13 protein-coding genes are annotated in these 18,977 nt (G+C 66.1%); 12 read left to right on the forward strand and 1 reads right to left on the reverse strand.

All coding sequences use genetic code 11. From position 1 onward, the window contains the following. The first annotated feature begins 68 nt into the window (after window positions 1–68). The 12 genes from ubiE to IVA93_RS36660 all read left to right on the forward strand — a co-directional run bounded on the left by ubiE (window position 69) and on the right by IVA93_RS36660 (window position 18,210). Window positions 69–830, forward strand: coding sequence for a bifunctional demethylmenaquinone methyltransferase/2-methoxy-6-polyprenyl-1,4-benzoquinol methylase UbiE (gene ubiE / locus IVA93_RS36605; RefSeq protein WP_247295877.1), 762 nt, complete (start codon window positions 69–71; stop codon window positions 828–830). Further along, a complete protein-coding gene (gene ubiB / locus IVA93_RS36610) occupies window positions 827–2,401 on the forward strand; it encodes a 2-polyprenylphenol 6-hydroxylase (protein ID WP_026233022.1) in 1,575 nt (524 codons plus the stop codon). The genes ubiE and ubiB overlap by 4 nt, the downstream gene beginning before the upstream one ends. Before the next feature lie 56 nt (window positions 2,402–2,457). Further along, complete coding sequence (gene coaBC, locus IVA93_RS36615) at window positions 2,458–3,918, forward strand: bifunctional phosphopantothenoylcysteine decarboxylase/phosphopantothenate--cysteine ligase CoaBC (protein ID WP_018455775.1); 1,461 nt, start codon at window positions 2,458–2,460, stop codon at window positions 3,916–3,918. Then, a complete protein-coding gene (dut, locus tag IVA93_RS36620; protein ID WP_018455774.1) occupies window positions 3,915–4,373 on the forward strand; it encodes a dUTP diphosphatase in 459 nt (152 codons plus the stop codon). Before coaBC ends, dut begins: the two co-directional genes overlap by 4 nt. Window positions 4,374–4,551: 178 nt before the next feature. Next, entirely contained in the window at window positions 4,552–7,056 is a 2,505-nt protein-coding gene (locus IVA93_RS36625; protein ID WP_018455773.1) for a sensor histidine kinase, read from the forward strand. Beyond that, window positions 7,053–8,597: a bifunctional tRNA (adenosine(37)-N6)-threonylcarbamoyltransferase complex ATPase subunit type 1 TsaE/phosphotransferase gene (locus IVA93_RS36630; RefSeq protein WP_018455772.1), complete on the forward strand. Its 1,545-nt coding sequence runs from the start codon at window positions 7,053–7,055 to the stop codon at window positions 8,595–8,597. Before IVA93_RS36625 ends, IVA93_RS36630 begins: the two co-directional genes overlap by 4 nt. Window positions 8,598–8,726: 129 nt before the next feature. Further along, window positions 8,727–9,044, forward strand: a complete 318-nt coding sequence (locus IVA93_RS36635) for a PilZ domain-containing protein (RefSeq protein WP_018455771.1) — start codon at window positions 8,727–8,729, stop codon at window positions 9,042–9,044. A gap of 124 nt (window positions 9,045–9,168) precedes the next feature. Beyond that, window positions 9,169–9,891, forward strand: a complete 723-nt coding sequence (locus tag IVA93_RS36640; RefSeq protein ID WP_018455770.1) for a nucleotidyltransferase family protein — start codon at window positions 9,169–9,171, stop codon at window positions 9,889–9,891. Window positions 9,892–10,018: 127 nt separating this feature from the next. After that, entirely contained in the window at window positions 10,019–13,165 is a 3,147-nt protein-coding gene (addB, locus tag IVA93_RS36645; RefSeq protein ID WP_247295872.1) for a double-strand break repair protein AddB, read from the forward strand. Beyond that, complete coding sequence (addA, locus tag IVA93_RS36650) at window positions 13,159–16,668, forward strand: double-strand break repair helicase AddA (protein ID WP_247789589.1); 3,510 nt, start codon at window positions 13,159–13,161, stop codon at window positions 16,666–16,668. The genes addB and addA overlap by 7 nt, the downstream gene beginning before the upstream one ends. Window positions 16,669–16,730: 62 nt before the next feature. Beyond that, complete coding sequence (trxA, locus tag IVA93_RS36655) at window positions 16,731–17,051, forward strand: thioredoxin (protein WP_007598398.1); 321 nt, start codon at window positions 16,731–16,733, stop codon at window positions 17,049–17,051. Between the two features lie 145 nt (window positions 17,052–17,196). Next, window positions 17,197–18,210 carry an ATP-dependent DNA ligase gene (locus IVA93_RS36660; protein ID WP_018455767.1) on the forward strand — a complete coding sequence of 338 codons (1,014 nt, stop codon included), beginning with the start codon at window positions 17,197–17,199 and terminating at the stop codon, window positions 18,208–18,210. Between the two features lie 9 nt (window positions 18,211–18,219). Here the strand turns inward: IVA93_RS36660 and IVA93_RS36665 are convergent, their stop codons facing one another. Further along, window positions 18,220–18,960: a metallophosphoesterase family protein gene (locus IVA93_RS36665; RefSeq protein WP_083926409.1), complete on the reverse strand. Its 741-nt coding sequence runs from the start codon at window positions 18,958–18,960 to the stop codon at window positions 18,220–18,222. Window positions 18,961–18,977 lie beyond the last annotated feature (17 nt).

Consider the following 18,977-nt stretch of genomic DNA (forward strand, 5'->3'; position numbering starts at 1 on the left):
CCTTATGAGAGCGGTGTGATAGCGCCATTGCGGCGGGCGCGCTATGGTCCGCCTCGTGGAGTAGAGTAATGGATCGGCCGGGCGAAACCACGCATTTTGGCTTCAGGGACGTCCCCCTGGGCGACAAGCAGACGCTGGTGAACGATGTGTTTCACAGCGTGGCGTCGCGCTATGATTTGATGAACGATTTGATGTCCGGTGGCCTGCATCGGGTCTGGAAGGACATCATGATCACCGCGCTCGACCCGCCGCGAGGCGACCGGCGGTTCGCGCTGCTCGACGTTGCCGGCGGCACCGGCGACATCTCGTTCCGCGCCGCCAAGGCCGCAGGCCCCGGCTTCCATGCCACCGTCTGCGACATCAATTCCGGGATGCTGGAGGTAGGCCGCGAGCGCGCCGCAAAGCGGCATCTCAAGACCCAGGTCGATTTCGTCGAGGGCAATGCGGAAGCGCTCTCCTTCGCCGACCGCAGCTTCGACGCATATACGATCGCTTTCGGCATTCGCAACGTGCCTCGGATCGATCTCGCGCTGGCCGAGGCCTATCGCGTGCTCAAGCCAGGCAGCCGCTTCCTCTGTCTGGAATTCTCCACCGTCGAGATGCCCGGACTCGATCGTCTTTATGACCTGTTCTCGTTCAAGGTCATCCCGCCGCTCGGCCGCATGATCACGGGTGACGCCGAGTCCTACCAATATTTGGTCGAGTCGATCCGCAAGTTCCCAAGACCCAACGCCTTCGCCGATATGATCCGTAATGCCGGCTTCGCCCGCGTGAACTGGCAGATATTGTCCGGCGGCATCGTCGCACTGCATTCGGGCTGGCGTTTGTGATCTCTGCCATAACCCATAGTGCGCGCCTGATGCGCGCCGCGTTCGTATTCGCGCGCGAGGGCGTGTTCGGCGCCGTCGATCCCAGCCTGGTGCCGCCGCCCGGACAGCTCGCGCTGAAGCTTGCGCGCATCGTCGAACGGGGCGGCCCTAAGGACGGGCCTCGGCTGTCGCGCGCGCTGACCCGGATGGGCCCGGCCTATCTCAAGCTCGGGCAATTTCTGGCGACGCGCCCCGATGTGGTCGGCGTTGCCATGGCGCGCGATCTGGAAAGCCTGCAGGATCGCCTGCCGCCGTTTTCGCAAGTCGAAGCGGAAGCCGTGATCGCGACGTCGCTGGAGCGTCCGCTGACGGACGTATTCGCGAGCCTCAGTGCGCCGGTCGCAGCGGCCTCGATCGCACAGGTGCATCGCGGCGAAGTCTTGCGCGATGGCATCCGCAAGGCGGTCGCCGTGAAAGTGCTGCGCCCCAACGTGGCCGCACGCTTCCGCCGCGACCTCTCCGACTTCTTCTTCGTCGCATACAAGGCCGAGTCCTATTCGTCCGAGGCGCGGCGCCTGCGTCTCATCGAGGTCATCAACACCATGTCGCGCTCGGTCGCGATGGAGATGGACCTGCGCCTCGAGGCCGCGGCGCTGTCGGAGATGGCGGAGAACACGCGCGACGATCCTGATTTCCGCGTACCGACCGTGGACTGGGACCGCACCACGCACAACGTGCTGACGATGGAGTGGATCGACGGCATCGCGCTGAACGATCACAAGCGCCTGGCCGAGTCGCAGGTCGACCTGCCCGATCTCGGCCGCAAGGTGATTCAGAGTTTCCTGCGCCACGCGCTGCGCGACGGCTTCTTCCACGCCGACATGCATCCGGGCAATCTGTTCCTGGATGACGCCGGTCGCCTCGTCGCGGTTGATTTCGGCATCATGGGCCGGCTCGGCATGAAGGAGCGGCGCTTCCTTGCCGAAATCCTGCTCGGCTTCATCACCCGCGACTATCGTCGTGTCGCGGAAGTGCATTTCGAGGCAGGCTACGTCCCGGCGCATCACTCGGTCGAGAACTTCGCGCAAGCGATCCGCGCCATCGGCGAGCCCATTCATAACCGCACGGCGGAAGAGATCTCGATGGCGCGGCTGCTGACGCTGCTGCTCGAGGTCACCGGCCTGTTCGACATGACCACGCGGCCCGAGCTGATCCTGCTCCAGAAAACAATGGTGGTGGTCGAGGGCGTGGCACGCGGCTTCGATCCCAAGCTCGACATCTGGAAGGTCGCCGACCCCGTGGTGCGGGAATGGATCGAGCGCAATCTCGGTCCGATCGGCCGGGTCCAGGGCGCGATCTCCGGCACCGGCGATCTCGCGCGCATCCTGATGCGCCTGCCTGATATCGCCGCGCGCTCGGTTACGGTGCTCGAACAGCTGGAGACCATGACCCGGGAGGGCATCCGGCTGTCGCCGGAGAGCATCGCGGCGATGGGCCGCAGCGAAGGCCGCAAGAACCGTTGGCGCACCGTGGCGCTCTGGATCATCGCCGCGACCTTCATCGGCATCCTGATCGCCGTCCGGAATCTTTGATTGCAGTGCAATCATGCGAATGATAGCATCGCCATCATTTGTGCTGGAGGGGTGTCATGGCGAGCCTGACCATTCGCAAGCTCGATGAAGGCATCAAAACTTACCTTAGGCTGCGCTCGGCCAGGAACCGCAGGTCGGTCGAGGAAGAGGTCCGGGTCATCCTCGGCGAGCTGATCGAGGGCCGCGAGGAGCCCCTGACGCCGTTCACGGCGCCGCCCGCGGCTTCCGCCACCCCCACGCCCCAGCGCAGCGGCGCCCTCCCCGAGGCCAACGTCACCCTGATCATCGGCGGCGGGATCGCGGCCTACAAATCGCTCGACCTGATCCGCAGGCTCAAGGAGCGGCGGATCGAGGTCCGCTGCGTGCTGACCAAGGCGGCGCAACAATTCGTCACGGCATTGGCCGTGAGCGCGCTCTCGCATGAGCGCGTCCACACCGACCTGTTCGATCCCGAGAGCGAGTTCGACGCCGGTCATATCCGGCTGGCGCGCGAGTGCGACCTGATCGTGGTGGCGCCTGCGACCGCGGATTTGATGGCCAAGATGGCCAACGGCCATGCCGACGATCTCGCCAGCGCCATCCTGCTTGCGACCAACCGCAAGGTCCTGCTCGCGCCGGCGATGAACCCGCTGATGTGGAACAACGCGGCGACGCGGCGCAACGTCGCGCAACTTCAACGCGACGGCGTGATGCTGATCGGGCCGAATTCCGGCGAGATGGCGGAAGCCGGTGAAGCCGGCATCGGTCGCATGTCCGAGGCGATCGAAATTGCGGCTGCCACCGAGCGACTGCTGCGGCCGCCGTTGCCGCGCCCCCTCGCCGGCAAGCGCGTGCTGATCACGGCTGGTCCGACCCACGAGCCGATCGATCCGGTGCGCTACATCGCCAACCGATCCTCCGGTAAGCAGGGCTTTGCGATCGCCGCCGCGGCACAGGCCGCGGGCGCCGAGGTAATCCTGGTCAGCGGCCCGGTCGATCTCAGCGATCCCCAGGGCGTGACAGTCAAGCATGTGGAATCGGCACGGCAGATGCTGGAGCAGGTGCAGGCCGCGCTCCCCGCTGACATCGCGATCTTCGCCGCCGCCGTCGCCGACTGGCGGGTCGCCAATGAAGGCGAGCAGAAGCTGAAGAAGACTTCGGCCGGCATGCCGCCGCTCCAGCTGGTCGAAAACCCCGACATCCTCGCGACGATCTCCAAGCTGACCGACCAGCGGCCGCCACTGGTGATCGGCTTTGCCGCCGAGACCGAGCACCTCATCGACAACGCCAAGTCGAAGCTTGCCCGCAAGGGCTGCGACTGGATTGTCGCCAACGACGTCTCCCCCGCAACCGGGGTGATGGGCGGAGACCGCAACACCGTGCACCTCATCAGCAAGAGCGGTGAGAAGAACGATGAGAAGGATGGCGACATTGCAGTTGATTCCTGGCCGGCGATGACCAAGGAACAGGTCGCCATTCGATTGGTCGCGCATATCGCAAAGAGCGTGACCGGCAAATCCCGGGAGCCCGCATCTTGAGCACCAAAGTCACCGTCGAACTGCAACGCCTGCCCCATGCGGAGGGGCTGCCGCTGCCGGCCTATCAGACCAATGATGCCGCCGGTCTCGACCTGATGGCGGCGGTGCCCGAGAACGAGCCGCTGACGCTCGCGTCCGGCCAATACGCGCTGGTGCCGACGGGACTCGCGATCGCGTTGCCGCCCGGCTACGAGGCGCAGGTGCGGCCGCGCTCCGGGCTTGCGGCCAAGCACGGCGTCACCGTGCTGAACTCACCGGGCACGATCGACGCGGACTATCGCGGCGAGATCAAGGTGATCCTGATCAACCACGGCCAGACCGCCTTCGTGGTCAAGCGCGGCGAGCGCATCGCGCAGATGGTGATTGCGCCAATGGTGCAGGCCGCGCTGGTTCCCGTGTCGACATTGTCCGCGACCGATCGCGGGACCAGCGGATTCGGCTCGACCGGCCGCTAACACACCGAATCACCCGAGGAATTACGCGAATTGGAACACCGCCTTCGGCATTTTTTTGGGACCGCCGTTGCGTTCACGATCTGGACTCTTACCGGTGGAGTCACGGTGAGGGTATTGTCGTTTGATTCGCGCGCGACGGGGGTCGCCGCGCGCAAATTCGTGCGATCTTGGGGCAACTATGTCAGGCGTGATCGTGTCGATGCGTCGGACGCTGCTGTCGTGCACATCGCTGGTGCGCAACGGCTTGTTGGGAAGCGCTCTCGCGGCGCTGCTGCCGGCTGCGCCGGCTGAGGCCGCCGACCTCGTCGACACACTCTCAACGTTGCTGGATTTCAACCGGCAGGAGCTCGCGGTGCTGGCCACCGCGCTGGCCTTGCTCGGCTTCTCGGTGGTCGCCGCGATCCTCCTGATGCGCACGCGCGTGCGCACGGCGAAGAACGAGGCGCGGCTGCGCGCCCGGATCGGGGAACTCCAGCTCCAGGCCGACCGCTTCGGCGCATTGCTGTTCGCCGAGCCGCAGATCCTGATCTCTTGGCCGGCCGGCGACAATCGCGCGCAGATCTCCGGTGACATCTCCATGGTGCTGCCGCGCGACTCCTCTCCGCAGCGCGTGCTCGCGTTTGGAACCTGGTTGCCGCCGGAACCGGCGCTGCAGATGGATCACGCCGTCGATGCGCTGCGCGACCGCGGCGACGGGTTCCAGCTGACGCTCACCACCGCGCATGGCCACACGCTGGAGGCCATCGGCCGCGCCATCGGTGGCCAAGCCATCGTCAGGATTCGCGAACTCTCGGGGCTCCGCCGCGATCTGGCCGAGACCAATCTGCGTTACAAGGCACTTTCCGACGAGACGGAGATGTTGCGCGGCTTCGCGACCGCCGCCCCCTGGCCGATCTGGGCCAAGGGCGAGAACGGCGCGCTGGCTTATGCCAATCCCGCCTATGTCCGTGCGACCGAGGCGGCGAGCATCACCGACGCCCAGGAGCGCAAGCTCGAGCTGCTCGACAGCGCCGACCGCACCGCGATGGAGCGGGGACTGAAGGAAGCGGCCAATTTCACCTCGCGGCTGCCGATCGTGATCGGCGGCGAGCGGCGCATCTATGATGTGCGCGCCGTCAATGTCGGTGGCGGCAATGTCGGCGTTGCCATCGATGCCAGCGAGGCGGATGCCTTGAGCTCGGCGCTGGTGCGGATGGCGGAGGCGCATCGCCGTACGCTGGACCAGCTCTCCTCGGGCGTTGCCGTGTTCGATGGCCAGCGCCGGCTTGCCTTCTACAATGATTCCTACCGCCAGCTGTGGGACCTCGACCGCACCTTTCTCGACGCCAACCCCGATGATTCCAGCGTGCTCGACAAGCTTCGCGCCGCGCGCAAATTGCCGGAGCAGCCGGACTTCCGCGCCTGGAAGGCCAAGCTGCACGAGGCTTATCGGGCGGTCGAGGCCGCCAAGGACACCTGGTATCTGCCCGATGGGCGCGCGCTCTCCGTCGTCACCACGCCGAATCCCGAGGGCGGCGTCACCTATCTGTTCGACGACGTCACCGAGAGCCTGGAGCTCGCCCGCCGCTTCGACGGCATGATCCGGGTCCAGCGTGAGACGCTGGATAGCCTCGCCGAGGGCGTTGCGGTGTTCGGCAGCAATGGCAGGGCGCAGCTGTTCAACCCGGCGTTCGTCCGGATGTGGAAGCTGTCCGCTGACGCCATGCGCGACGAGCCGCACATCCAGACGGTCGAGGGCTGGTGCCATCAGCTGTTCGACGACGCGATCGTTTGGCGGCAGATCCGCGAGGCCGTCACCTCGATCGAGAGCCGCGCCGACATTCCGCTGAAGCTTGAGCGCAAGGACGGCAGCGTGCTCGACGGCATGATCCGGCCGCTGCACGACGGCGCCACGATGCTGACGTTCCAGGACATCACCGACACCGAGAACGTCGAGCGCGCTCTGCGCGAGCGCAACGAGGCGCTGGAGGCGGCCGACCAGATGAAGGTGGATTTCGTCCACCACGTCTCCTACGAGCTGCGCTCGCCGCTCACCACCATCATCGGCTTTGCGCATTTCCTCAGCGATCCCTCGACCGGGCCGCTGACCCCGAAACAGGCCGAATATCTCGACTACGTCACCAAATCGACCAATGCGCTGCTGGCGCTGACCAACAACATCCTGGATCTCGCCACCATCGACGCCGGTGCCATGAAGCTGGAACTCGGCCCGGTCGACGTCAGCAAGACCATCGAGCTCGCCGCCGAGGGTCTTCAGGACCGGCTCGCCACCGACCGCATCCGCCTCAAGGTCGAGATCGCGCCCGATGTCGGCAGCTTCACCGGCGACGAGAAGCGCGTGGTGCAGGTGCTCTATAATCTCCTCGCCAACGCCGTCGGGTTTTCTCCACCGGATTCCACCGTCGGCATCAGCGCCCGCCGCACCGAACGCAGTGTGGTCTTCACTGTGACAGATTCCGGGCCTGGAATACCTGCCGACATGAAGGACAAGGTGTTCAACTGGTTCGAGAGCCGCTCGCAAGGCTCGCGTCATCGCGGCGCCGGGCTCGGCCTGTCGCTGGTGCGCTCCTTCGTCGAGTTGCATGGCGGCAATATCCGGGTGGATTCGATCGTGGGCAGGGGCACGGTCGTGATCTGTGACTTCCCGACCGACCAGGCGGCGCATCGCGACGCCGCCGAATGACTGCGCCAACCACATTCGCCGTCGCGCTCCGCAACGAGACAGCCACTGCGCAACTAGTGGCCGACCTCGCGCTGCTGGTCGGCCCCGGCGATGTCATCACGCTCACCGGCGATCTCGGGGCCGGCAAGACCGCGGCGGCGCGGGCCATGATCCGCTACCTCGCCGGCGACGATGCACTGGAAGTGCCGAGCCCGACCTTCACGCTGGTGCAGGGCTACGAGCTGCCACCGTTCCCGGTGATGCATGCCGACCTCTACCGCGTCGAGGACGAGAGCGAGCTCGAAGAGATCGGGCTGTCGCCGCTGCCGGAAGCAACCCTCGTCCTGATCGAATGGCCGGAGCGCGCGCCGTCGGCGATGCCTCAAGACCGCATCGACATCGCGCTGACGCACCGGCCGGCGCTGGGCTCGAATGCACGCGCCGCCGACATCACCGGCCATGGCAAGGCTGCCGCCATCGTCGCGCGGCTGCAGGCGCTGCGCGAATTCCTCGATGCATCCGGCTACATGGAGGCAACGCGCAAACGCATGGCGGGCGACGCCTCGACGCGCTCCTATGCGCGGCTGCAGCGCGACGACGAGATCGTCATCCTCATGAATTCGCCGCAGCGCCCCGATGGTGCTGCGATGTACAACGGAAAATCCTACAGCGCCGCGGTGCATCTCGCCGAAAACATCAAACCCTTCGTCGCCATCGACGAGGGCCTGCGCGCGCAGGGAATCTCGGCGCCCGCGATCCATCATTCCGACCTCGACCACGGGTTCCTGATCAGCGAAGACTTCGGCACCGAAGGCGTGATCGAGGGCGATCCGCCGCGCCCGATCGCCGAACGCTACGAAGCCGCGGCCGATCTGCTGGCCGTGCTGCACGGCAAGACGCTGCCGCAAACGCTGCCGCTCGGGCGGCAGACCTACGCCATTCCCGTCTTCGATATCGAGGCGCTGCTGATCGAAATCGGCTTGATGCCGGAATGGTACCTGCCTGATCGCAACGCGCCGCTGGACGACGCGAAGCGCGCCGAATTTTTCGCCATGTGGCGCGAGTTGCTGCAGAAGGCGCAGGCCGCGCCGAAGACCTGGATCATCCGCGATTATCACTCGCCGAATCTGATCTGGCTCAGCAATCGCACCGGCATCGAACGCGTCGGCGTGATCGATTTCCAGGACACCGTGCTGGGGCCGCAATCCTACGACGTGGTGTCGCTGCTCCAGGACGCCCGCATCGACGTGCCCGAGGCGATCGAGCTGACGCTGCTGTCGCGCTACATCAAGGCGCGCCGCGCCAGCGAGGCGAGCTTCGATGCGGCCGGCTTCGCCGAGCTCTACGCCATCATGTCGGCGCAGCGGAACACGCGTCTGCTCGGCACCTTTGCCCGCCTCAACCGCCGCGACGGCAAGCCGCATTATCTGCGTCACCAGCCGCGGATCTGGACCTATCTCCAGCGCTCCCTGGCGCATCCCACGCTCGCCCATCTGCGCGACTGGTATCTCGCCAACGTCCCGCCGCCCCAAAGGCAGGCCCAAGGCCCGGCCCAAGGCTGAGGCCCAAGGCGGAAAAGGCTAGTAGGGGCTGAAAAGGCTGATTCAGGGCTCGATTTACCGGCTGTTAGCCAAGACGCCGGTAACCTGGCGGCGGAGCAGCCGGATGATTACGGGGCTGGAGCAGGGCAGATGGCGGTGAAGACGGACCAGCGCGGCAACAGCCGGGTTGTTTTCGAGCGCGGGATCGCGGCCCAGATGATGGGTATCGACGGCACCTGGCGGCGCGATTGCACCATGGAGGACGTCTCCGACAGCGGCGCCAAATTGACCATCGACGGCTCAGTCGAAGGCCTGCATCTGAAGGAGTTTTTTCTGCTGCTGTCGTCCACCGGACTTGCGTACCGACGCTGCGAGCTCGCCTGGGTGAATGGTGACCAGATCGGCGTCAACTTTCTCAAGCTCGGTGACAAGAAGAAAAAGGCGCGGTCAACGTCCATCGGGGCGTAACGGCAACACCTGTCGTACAAGCGTCACGGCAGGTGGTTAAGGCGGTTAAGACGCGGTGCGGTCGGTCGAACCTCATGTTAGGATTGCTGCGAACGCGAGATCAGTAGGTCTGAGAAAGCGAAGGATGCCCGTCAAACCGACCAAAGCCATGGTGCTCGCCGCAGGGTTCGGCCTGCGCATGCGTCCGTTGACGGACAAGATGCCGAAACCGATGGTTCCGGTGGCCGGCCAGCCGCTGCTCGACCATGTGCTCGACAAGCTCGGTCGGGCCGGCGTGAGCGAGGCGGTGGTCAACGTGCATTACCTGCCGGACCAGATCATCGATCACACCGCATCCCGCCAGCATCCGCGCGTGACCATCTCGGACGAGCGCGACCAGGTGCTCGGCACCGGCGGCGGCGTGGTCAAGGCACTGCCGCTGCTCGGGGACGCACCGTTCTTTCACGTCAATTCCGACACGCTGTGGATCGACGGCGTACGCTCCAACCTGACGCGGCTCGCCGAAAACTTTGATCCCGCGCGGATGGACATTTTGCTGCTGATGGCGCCGACGGCGACCAGCATCGGCTATAGCGGCCGCGGCGATTACGGCATGCTGGCCGACGGTGCCCTGCGCAAGCGCAAGGAAAAAGAGGTCGTTCCGTTCGTCTATGCCGGCGCTGCGATTTTGTCGCCGTCGATCTTCGCCGATGCCCCCGCGGGCGAGTTCTCGCTGACCAAGATGTTCGATCGTGCCAACGAGCAGGAGCGGCTGTTCGGCCTTCGCCTCGACGGCGTCTGGATGCATGTCGGCACGCCTGATGCCGTGCACGCGGCGGAAGAGGCGTTTCTGGAGAGCGTGGCGTAGGGCTGCGCCATTGTCCCCTACGGCACCTGTTCTGGTCCGGCAAACAGCGGGGACTATCCCACCTCCGCCCATGACCATTTGACTCCGCCTCCCTATATTGGCGCCTGATTCCCGAATCAGGCAGCTCATGCGCGTTTTCAGCGTTCCCATCTCAGTTCCGTTCCTGCGCACCGTCGTCTCAGGCTTGCTCGACGGCCGGCTGGTCGAGGGCTTTGAGGCACGCAAGGAGCCGGCACGGCTGGCGGATGCCACGCTGTACCTGCCGACACGGCGCGCCATGCGCGTCGTCCGCGAGATCTTCCTCGACGAGATGAAGGCGGAGGCTGTCGTGCTGCCGCGGATCGTCGCGCTCGGCGACATCGACGAGGATGAGCTCGCTTTCGCCGATGAGGGCGAACAGTTTTCCGGCGCAACGCCGCTCGACATTCCGCCGCGGCTCGGCGAGCTCGAACGGCGGCTGACACTGGCGCAACTCGTCGCGGCCTGGGCCAAGGGTCCGGTGCTGTCTCCGCTGGTCGTCGGCGGCCCCGCGTCGACGCTGGCACTGGCGTCCGATCTCGCGCGGCTGATCGACGACATGGTCACGCGCGGCGTCGACTGGAGCGCGCTCGATGGCCTCGTGCCCGATATGCTCGACCGCTACTGGCAGCATTCGCTCGAATTCCTGCGCATCGCGCGCATCGCCTGGCCCGGTCATCTCGCCGAAATCAAACGCATCGAACCCGCTGCCCGCCGCGACCTCCTGATCAATGCCGAAGCCAGGCGGCTGACCGTGCATCGCCATGGCCCCGTGATCGCGGCCGGTTCGACCGGCTCGATGCCGGCCACGGCAAGATTTCTCCACGCAGTCGCTTCGCTGCCGCATGGCGCCGTGGTGCTGCCCGGCCTCGACACTGATCTCGATGACGATGCCTGGCGCAGCATCGGCGGCGTCCGCGATGCGCTCGGCAAGTTCGCGGAGCATCCGGTCTCGAACCATCCGCAATATGCCATGCACGCGCTGCTGGATCGCTTTGGCATCAAGCGCAGCGACGTCGATATCCTCAAGCCTCCGGCGGAAGGCGGTCGCGATCTGCTCGCCTCCGAATCGATGCGGCCATCGGCCAAGACCGAGATCTGGCACGATCGGTTGAAGCAGCCGGATGTGGCCTTAAAGATCACCGGCGGTATGAAGAACCTCGCGGTTGTCGAAGCTCCCAACCCTGAAATGGAAGCGCTCGCCATCGCCATTGCGATGCGCGAGGCGCGGCACCTCGACAAATCCGCCGCACTTGTCACGCCCGATCGCGCCCTGGCGCGGCGGGTGATGGCCGCGCTGACCCGGTGGGATCTCGCATTCGACGATTCCGGCGGCGACGTCCTGATGGAAACCTCCGCCGGCGTCTTTGCCCGACTGACAGCTGAGGCTGCGACCAAGGGACTGGAGCCGCCGACGCTGCTCGCAATGTTGAAGCATCCGCTATGCCGGCTCGGCCGGGCCCCTGGCGCATGGAAGGCTGCGATCGAAGGCCTGGAGCTCGCCTTGTTGCGCGGCACGCGCCCGCCTGCAGGCACCGCCGGCCTCTTGCGCGAATTCAATCGCTTTCGCGAGGAGCTGGCCAAGCTGTGGCGCAGCGAAGTCTCCGCGCTGCATAAGGCCGAGCCGCGCGCACGTCTCAAGGCGGAAGACCTCGATCGCATCCAGGCGCTGATCGATGCCTTACGACAAGCCTTGGCGCCGATCGAGAGTCTTGCGTCATCAAAACCGTATGACTTCGCCGAACTCGCGCATCGGCATCGCGAGATCATGATCGAGCTGTCGCGCGACGAGCAGGGCATTTCCGTGGCCTTCGAGGACCGCGAGGGCCTCGCGCTCGCGAGCGCCTTCGACGATCTCCTGCGCGGCGGCACGACCAGCGGACTGATGGTCACGCTGCCCGACTACGCAGACGTGTTCCAGACCGCGTTCAGCGATCGCGCGGTGCGGCGGCGGGACAGGCCAGGCGCGCGGCTCCAGATCTACGGACCGCTGGAATCACGCCTGATGCAGGCCGACCGCATCATCGTCGGCGGGCTGATCGAGGGGGTCTGGCCACCGGCGCCGCGCATCGATCCGTGGCTGAGCCGGCCGATGCGGCACCAGCTGGGCCTCGATCTGCCGGAACGCCGTATCGGCCTCTCCGCGCATGATTTTGCGCAACTGCTGGGCGGCGACGAGGTCATCCTCACCCACTCCGCCAAGGCTGGCGGTGCCCCGGCGGTTGCCTCGCGCTTCCTGCACCGGTTGGAGGCGGTCGCGGGCGATGCGCACTGGAAGGCCGCGATTCGCGCGGGCGAGAAATACGTGCAGTTCGCAGCCGCGCTGGACCAGCCCGACGAGGTGAGGCCGATCAAGCAGCCCGAGCCGCGACCGCCACGCGCGACCCGGCCGCTCAGGATGTCTGTGACTGGGATCGAGGACTGGCTGCGCGATCCCTATACGATCTACGCAAAACACATTTTGCGGCTCGACGCGCTCGATCCCGTCGACATGCCGCTGTCGGCCGCCGACCGCGGCTCGGCGATCCACGATGCGCTCGGAGAGTTCACGGAACGCTACGCCACCGATCTGCCCGACGATCCGGCGCGCGTGCTGCGCGCGATCGGCGAAAAATACTTTGAGCCGCTGATGGAGCGACCCGAGGCGCGGGCGCTGTGGTGGCCGCGCTTCCAGCGCATCGCACGCTGGTTCGGCGAATGGGAGACGGCGCGGCGCGACGCGATCGAGGCGATCGCCGCGGAAACTCGCGGCGAGATCTCGATCCCGCTCGACCATGGGCGCAGCTTCCGTCTCTCCGCGCGCGCCGACCGCATCGAACGGCGCCGGGGCGGCGGCTACGCCATCCTCGACTACAAGACCGGCCAGCCACCGACCGGCAAGCAGGTCCGCATGGGCCTGTCGCCGCAGCTCACGCTGGAAGCCGCGATCCTGCGCGAGGGTGGTTTTCCCGACATCGATGCCGGCGCGTCCGTGAGCCAGCTCGTCTATGTTCGCCTGAGCGGCAACAATCCGCCGGGCGAAGAACGCATTCTCGAACTCAAGTTCAAGCAGGGCGACGAGCCGCAGCCGCCGGACACCGCGGCTGCCGAGGCCAGGGCCAAGCTCGAGGCGCTGATCCGCGCCTTCGAGGACGAGAACCAGCCCTATACCTCGTTGAACCTGCCGATGTGGACCAATCGCTACGGCGCCTATGACGATCTCGCCCGGATCAAGGAATGGTCCGCGGCCGGTGGATTGGGGATCGAGGAATGGTGAAGGCACCGCGCCCCATCCCGGATGAGGTGCGCGCCAGGCAAGCGCGCGCATCGGACCCGTCCGCGTCGGCCTTCGTGTCGGCCAATGCCGGCTCGGGCAAGACGCATGTGCTGGTGCAGCGCGTGATCCGCCTGCTGCTCGCGGGCGTGCCGCCGGAAAAGATCCTCTGCATTACCTTCACCAAGGCGGCTGCCGCCAACATGGCCGAGCGCGTGTTCACCACGCTCGGGCATTGGGTGACGCTCGACGACACGGCACTCGATGCGGCGATCCGCGCGGTCGGCATCCCGCATCCCACTGCAAAATTGCGGCGCGACGCACGAAAGCTGTTCGCCTGTGCGCTGGAGACGCCGGGCGGGCTCAAGGTGCAGACCATCCACGCGCTGTGCACGCGTTTGCTCCAGCAGTTTCCGTTCGAGGCCAATGTCCCCGCGCGCTTCGCCGTGATCGACGAGCGCGACCAGACCGACATGATGGAACGCGCCAATCTGAAGGTGCTGCTGGAGGCCGCGCGCGACCCAGACAGCGTGACCGGCCGCGCGCTGCTGACCGCGATGGCGAGCGCCGCCGATGTCACCTTCAAGGAGGTGGTGCGCGAGGCTTGCCTGAGCCGCGATCACTTCATGGCCTGGACCGATGAAGCCGGCAGCGCGGAGCTGGCTGCCGTGCAGATGGCAGCGGCGCTGGGGGTGGACGCGAACGATCGCATCGAGGACGTCGAGACGGAGATTGTCGACGGTCCGTTCCTGCCGCGATCGCGCTGGAACGAGATCGCCTTTGCGCTGGAGGACGGCAGCAAGTCCGACAACGACCAGGCCTGCCGGCTTCGCGAGGCAAAGGTCTTTTCCGGCGCCGCGCAGGTCGATGCCTATCTCAGCGTTTTCCTCACCGACGAAAAGCTGCCGCGCAAGGCGGTGCTGACCAAGAAGTTTTGCGATCACAACCCGTCCGTCGCCCGCCTGTTCGAGAACGAGGCGCAGCGCGTCGCCGGATTGGTCGAGACGCGCCGTGCGGTGACCATGCGCGACCGCACCGCGGCCCTGCTGCATATCGCGACCGCGGCTGCCGCAAACTACCGCCGCGAGAAGCAGGAGCGCGGGCTGCTTGACTATGACGACCTCATCGACAAGACGCTGGCGATGCTCGATCGCGTTTCCTCGGGCTGGGTGCATTACAAGCTCGACCGCGGCGTCGATCACGTGCTGATCGACGAAGCCCAGGACACAAGTCCGCGGCAGTGGGACATCGTCGCGCACATCATCTCGGAGTTCACCGCCGGCGAAGGTGCGCGCGAGGGCCTGAACCGCACCGTCTTCGCTGTCGGCGACGAGAAGCAGTCGATCTTCTCGTTCCAGGGCGCCCAGCCCCGGGAATTCGATGCACGCCGGCGCGAACTGCACCGCAAGTTCACGGCGGCCGGACTGAAATTCGATCCGGTCGCCTTCACCTATTCGTTCCGCTCCGGCGCCGCGATCCTGCATTCGGTCGACCACGTCTTCCGCGAGCCCGCGATCTACAAGAGCATCCATTCGCTCGAGACCGGTCATCCCCTGCACAATGCACTCGGCGATGCCGGCCCCAGCGTGATCGAGCTGTGGGACCTTGCGGAAGCCGACGACAGGCAGGAAATCGAGGGCTGGCGCGCGCCGTTCGACGGCGTCGCCGCCACCAGCCCCGAGGTGAAGCTCGCGCGCCGGATCCAAACCGAGATCAAGCGGCTGGTCGAGAGCGGCACGCTGACCGGGCACGAAGGCGAGCGGCGTCCCTTGCGCTATGGCGACATGCTGATCCTGGTGCGCCGGCGCGGCAATGCGTTCGATGCCGTGATCCAGGCGCTGAAGCATGCCAACGTTCCGGTCGCGGGCGCCGATCGGCTCAAGCTCACCGAGCACATCGGAATCATCGACCTGATGAACCTTGCCGATGCGCTGCTGCTGCCGCAGGACGATCTCGCGCTCGCGGTCGCGCTGAAGAGCCCGCTGTTCGGGCTCGATGACGACGATGTGTTCCAGCTGGCCCATGACCGCAAGGGATCGCTGCGCCGCGCGCTTGGCGAGCATGCCACGACAAGCGAGACATTCGCTGCGGCGTTGCGAGGCCTCGAAGCCTGCGAAACGCGGGCGCGCGAGGAGACGCCGTTCGCCTTTTACGCCTGGTTGCTCGGGGGAGACGGCGGACGCGCGCGCATGCTGCGCCGGCTCGGTCATGAGGCCAATGACGCGCTCGATGAGTTCCTGGAGCTGGCGCTGAACTACGAGCGCAAGGCGCCCGCCTCGCTGCAGGGTTTCATGGCCTGGCTGCGCTCGGCCGATACCGAGGTGAAGCGCGACATGGAGATCTCCCGCGATGAGGTGCGGGTGATGACCGTGCACGGCGCCAAGGGCCTGGAGGCCTCGGTCGTGTTCATGGTCGACACTACATCGTCGCCAGCGGATTCGCAGCGGCTGCGGCTGATCCATGTCCCGCGCGGCAATGGCGGCGAGGTGGTGGTCTGGGCCGGACGCAAGGCGGATGATCCCAAACCCGTCGTCGAGGCGCGCAAGGCGATGCTCGAGGAGACCGAGGACGAATATCGCCGCCTGCTCTACGTCGCGATGACGCGCGCCGCCGACCGGCTCATCGTCGGCGGCTGCATGCCCGGCAACATGAAGACGGTTCGCAAGCTGAGCTGGTACGATCTGGTCGACACCGGGCTCGCCGGCTCGGGCCTGACGAAAGAGACGATCGAGACGCCGCTGGGAAAGGCGACGCGCTTCTCCCGACCGGAGGATGTCGTGGCGCTGGGCACGCCCGCGGCCTCGTTGGACCAGGCGACCGCGCTCCCGGACTGGCTGCGGACGCCGGCACCGCGCGACACCATCGACGACGATCCGGTGCGCCCCTCCGGCCAGCCGTCCGGGGACGGCCGCGCCGTGCAGTCGGGCGAATCAGTGCAGTCCCGCGCGCTCGCGCTGCAACGCGGCACGCTGGTGCACCGGCTATTGCAATCGCTCCCCGACATCGCCACTGAGCGCCGACGCGAGGCCGCGCTCGGCTTCATGGCGCGCAACGCGGCGGATTGGGCGGAGGCCGACCGGACCGCGCTGGCCGACAAGGTGCTCGGCTTGATCGCCGAGCCACGGTTTGCGCCCGTGTTTGCGGCCGGCAGCCGGGCGGAGGTCGCGATCGTCGGCCGGCTGGAACGGCCGGGCCACGCCCGGGCGCTGGTGTCGGGGCAGATCGACCGGTTGGTCGTTCGGCCGGATGAGGTCCTGATCGTCGATTTCAAGACCAATCAGGCGGCTCCCAGGAGCGCCGATGCGGCGCCCGCCGCCTATGTCCGGCAGCTTGCGCTCTATCGGGCGGTGCTATCGCGGCTTTATCCCCAAAAGCCTGTCCGCGCCGTCCTGCTTTGGACCGAGGCCCTTGAATATATGGAGATTTCGGCTCCCGCGCTGGACGCGGCGCTGGCATCTCTTCATCTCGGTGTGAGCGTCCTTGACCCGGCAAGGAGCCATTCATAGGTTGACGCCATGATCTTGGCGCGATTCCCGTCGCGCCGTTCTCTCAGGTACGAGGTACTCCCATGGCCGTTGGTAAGGTTTCTGACACCGATTTCGAAGCCGAAGTGCTCAAGGCAAACGGCCCCGTGGTCGTCGATTTCTGGGCCGAATGGTGCGGCCCCTGCCGCATGATCGCACCCGCGCTCGACGAGATCGCCGGCGCGATGGGCGACAAGGTCAAGATCGTGAAGCTCAACGTCGACGAGAGCCCGAAGACCGCGTCGAAATATGGCGTGATGTCGATCCCGACCCTGATGATCTTCAAGGGCGGCGAGATGGCCTCCCGCCAGGTCGGCGCGGCGCCGAAGGCGAAGCTGCAGCAGTGGATCACTTCCGCGGTCTGATCCGCCGCGCGCAAGATTATTTTTGGAAACGGCCGGCGAAAGTCGGCCGTTTCGCGTTGATGGGACATGTCCAGCGTATGATGAGTCCCGCCTGTTGCCTCCTCCTCCCGCAAAACGCGCGCGAAAGTCGGACCCCCTCGTGGCGATGGAGGCGCGCTCGGTCGACGCGATCCCGCGCGGCAAGGAGTGGCAATACGAGCCGAAATGGGATGGCTTTCGTTGCCTGCTCTCGCGCAACGGCGGCAGCATTGATCTGCGCTCGAAATCCGGTGAAGACCTTGCGCGTTATTTCCCCGAGATCGTCGCCGCGGCGCTGAAGCTGAAGGCGGATCGCTTCACCCTCGACGGCGAGATCGTCGTGCCGCACGGCAAGGGGTTTTCCTTCGACGCGCTGCTGCAACGCATTCACCCTGCGGCGAGCCGCGTGAAGAAACTCTCGGAGGAGACGCCGGCGCTCTATCTCGCCTTCGATCTGCTTGCGACGGCCAGGGAGAAGCAGCTTGCCGGGCAACCGCTGAGGGAGCGGCGACCGGCGCTGGAAGCGTTTGCCAAGGCGAATCTGAAAAGCAGCATCTTCCGCCTCTCACCGGCGACGACGAGCTACGCCCTTGCGAAAAAGTGGCTGGCGCAATCCGGCGGCGGCTCGGACGGCGTCATCGCCAAGCGCGTCGACCTGCCCTACCAGGCGGGAAATCGCGACGGCATGCAGAAGATCAAGAAATTCCGCAGCGCCGATTGCGTGGTCGGCGGTTTCCGCTATGCGACCAACAAGATCGCCGGCCGGAGCGTGGTCGGTTCGCTGCTGCTCGGGCTTTACGATGACGATGGTCTCCTGCACCATGTCGGCTTCACCTCGGCGATCAAAGCGGCGGAAAAGCCTGACCTGACCGATCGGCTTGAGGCATTGATCGGCGAGCCCGGCTTCACCGGCAACGCGCCGGGCGGCCCCAGCCGCTGGTCCACCGAGCGCTCGGCGAAGTGGTGTCCGCTCAAGCCGAAGCTGGTGATCGAGGTCTGCTATGACCATTTCAGCGGCGACCGCTTTCGCCACGGCACCTCGATCCTGCGCTGGCGCCTCGACAAGGCCCCGCGGCAATGCAGCTTCGAGCAGCTGAAGCAGAAGGCGGTGGATCCGATGAAGCTGCTAAAACAGCCGTAGCCGTAGCCGCTAGGCAAGCCATCCCGTCGCCAGCGCGTTCGCCAACTCCGGCTGGCCGTTGCGGCGAGCGAGCGTGGCCATCGCCTCGTGATCATAGACCACATGGCGGAACGTGACCTGCCAGGCACCATCGGTTAGCTCAAGGATCGCATAGCGCGCGTGCGGCGTGCCGGCCTCGACGACATGCGGGAACGGATGCTTGTCACGGAAGCCCGGGCCGCCCACGCTGCCGGGATTGACGATCAGCCTTCCGTCGCGAAGTCGCACGGCACGGGCGAGATGGGTGTGGGCGCACAGGATCAGCGATTGCGTGATGCCTTGCGCAAATTTCTCGATGCGATCGAGCGGCGACAGCGCCACCGCGCCGTCGGGATGCACGGTATCGAGCCAATAGACTTCGTCATTGTCGGGCGTCGCGTGGCAGAGGAACACCTGATCGCGAAAGACGCGCGTCATCGGCTGCGCGCGCAGCCAGTCGAGTTGCGCGGCATTGAGCGCGGCATGGGCCGGGCGATCCCACGAGCCCATCTTCTCGGGCGGACGGTCGAGCAGATAGCGGTCATGATTGCCGAGCACGTGCACGGCATCGAGCTGCATCAGGATTTCGATGGTCCGGCGCGCATCGAGCGGGCCGCTCAGCATGTCGCCGAGATTGACGATCTCGGAGACGCCTTGCGCGCGGATGTCGGCGAGCACAGCTTCCAGCGCCAGGTAATTTCCGTGGACGTCGGCAATCGCGGCAAAACGCATGGGTCTTCCCGTAGCTC

It is taken from the genome of Bradyrhizobium sp. 155 (assembly GCF_023101105.1).
GTDB lineage: Bacteria > Pseudomonadota > Alphaproteobacteria > Rhizobiales > Xanthobacteraceae > Bradyrhizobium > Bradyrhizobium canariense_D.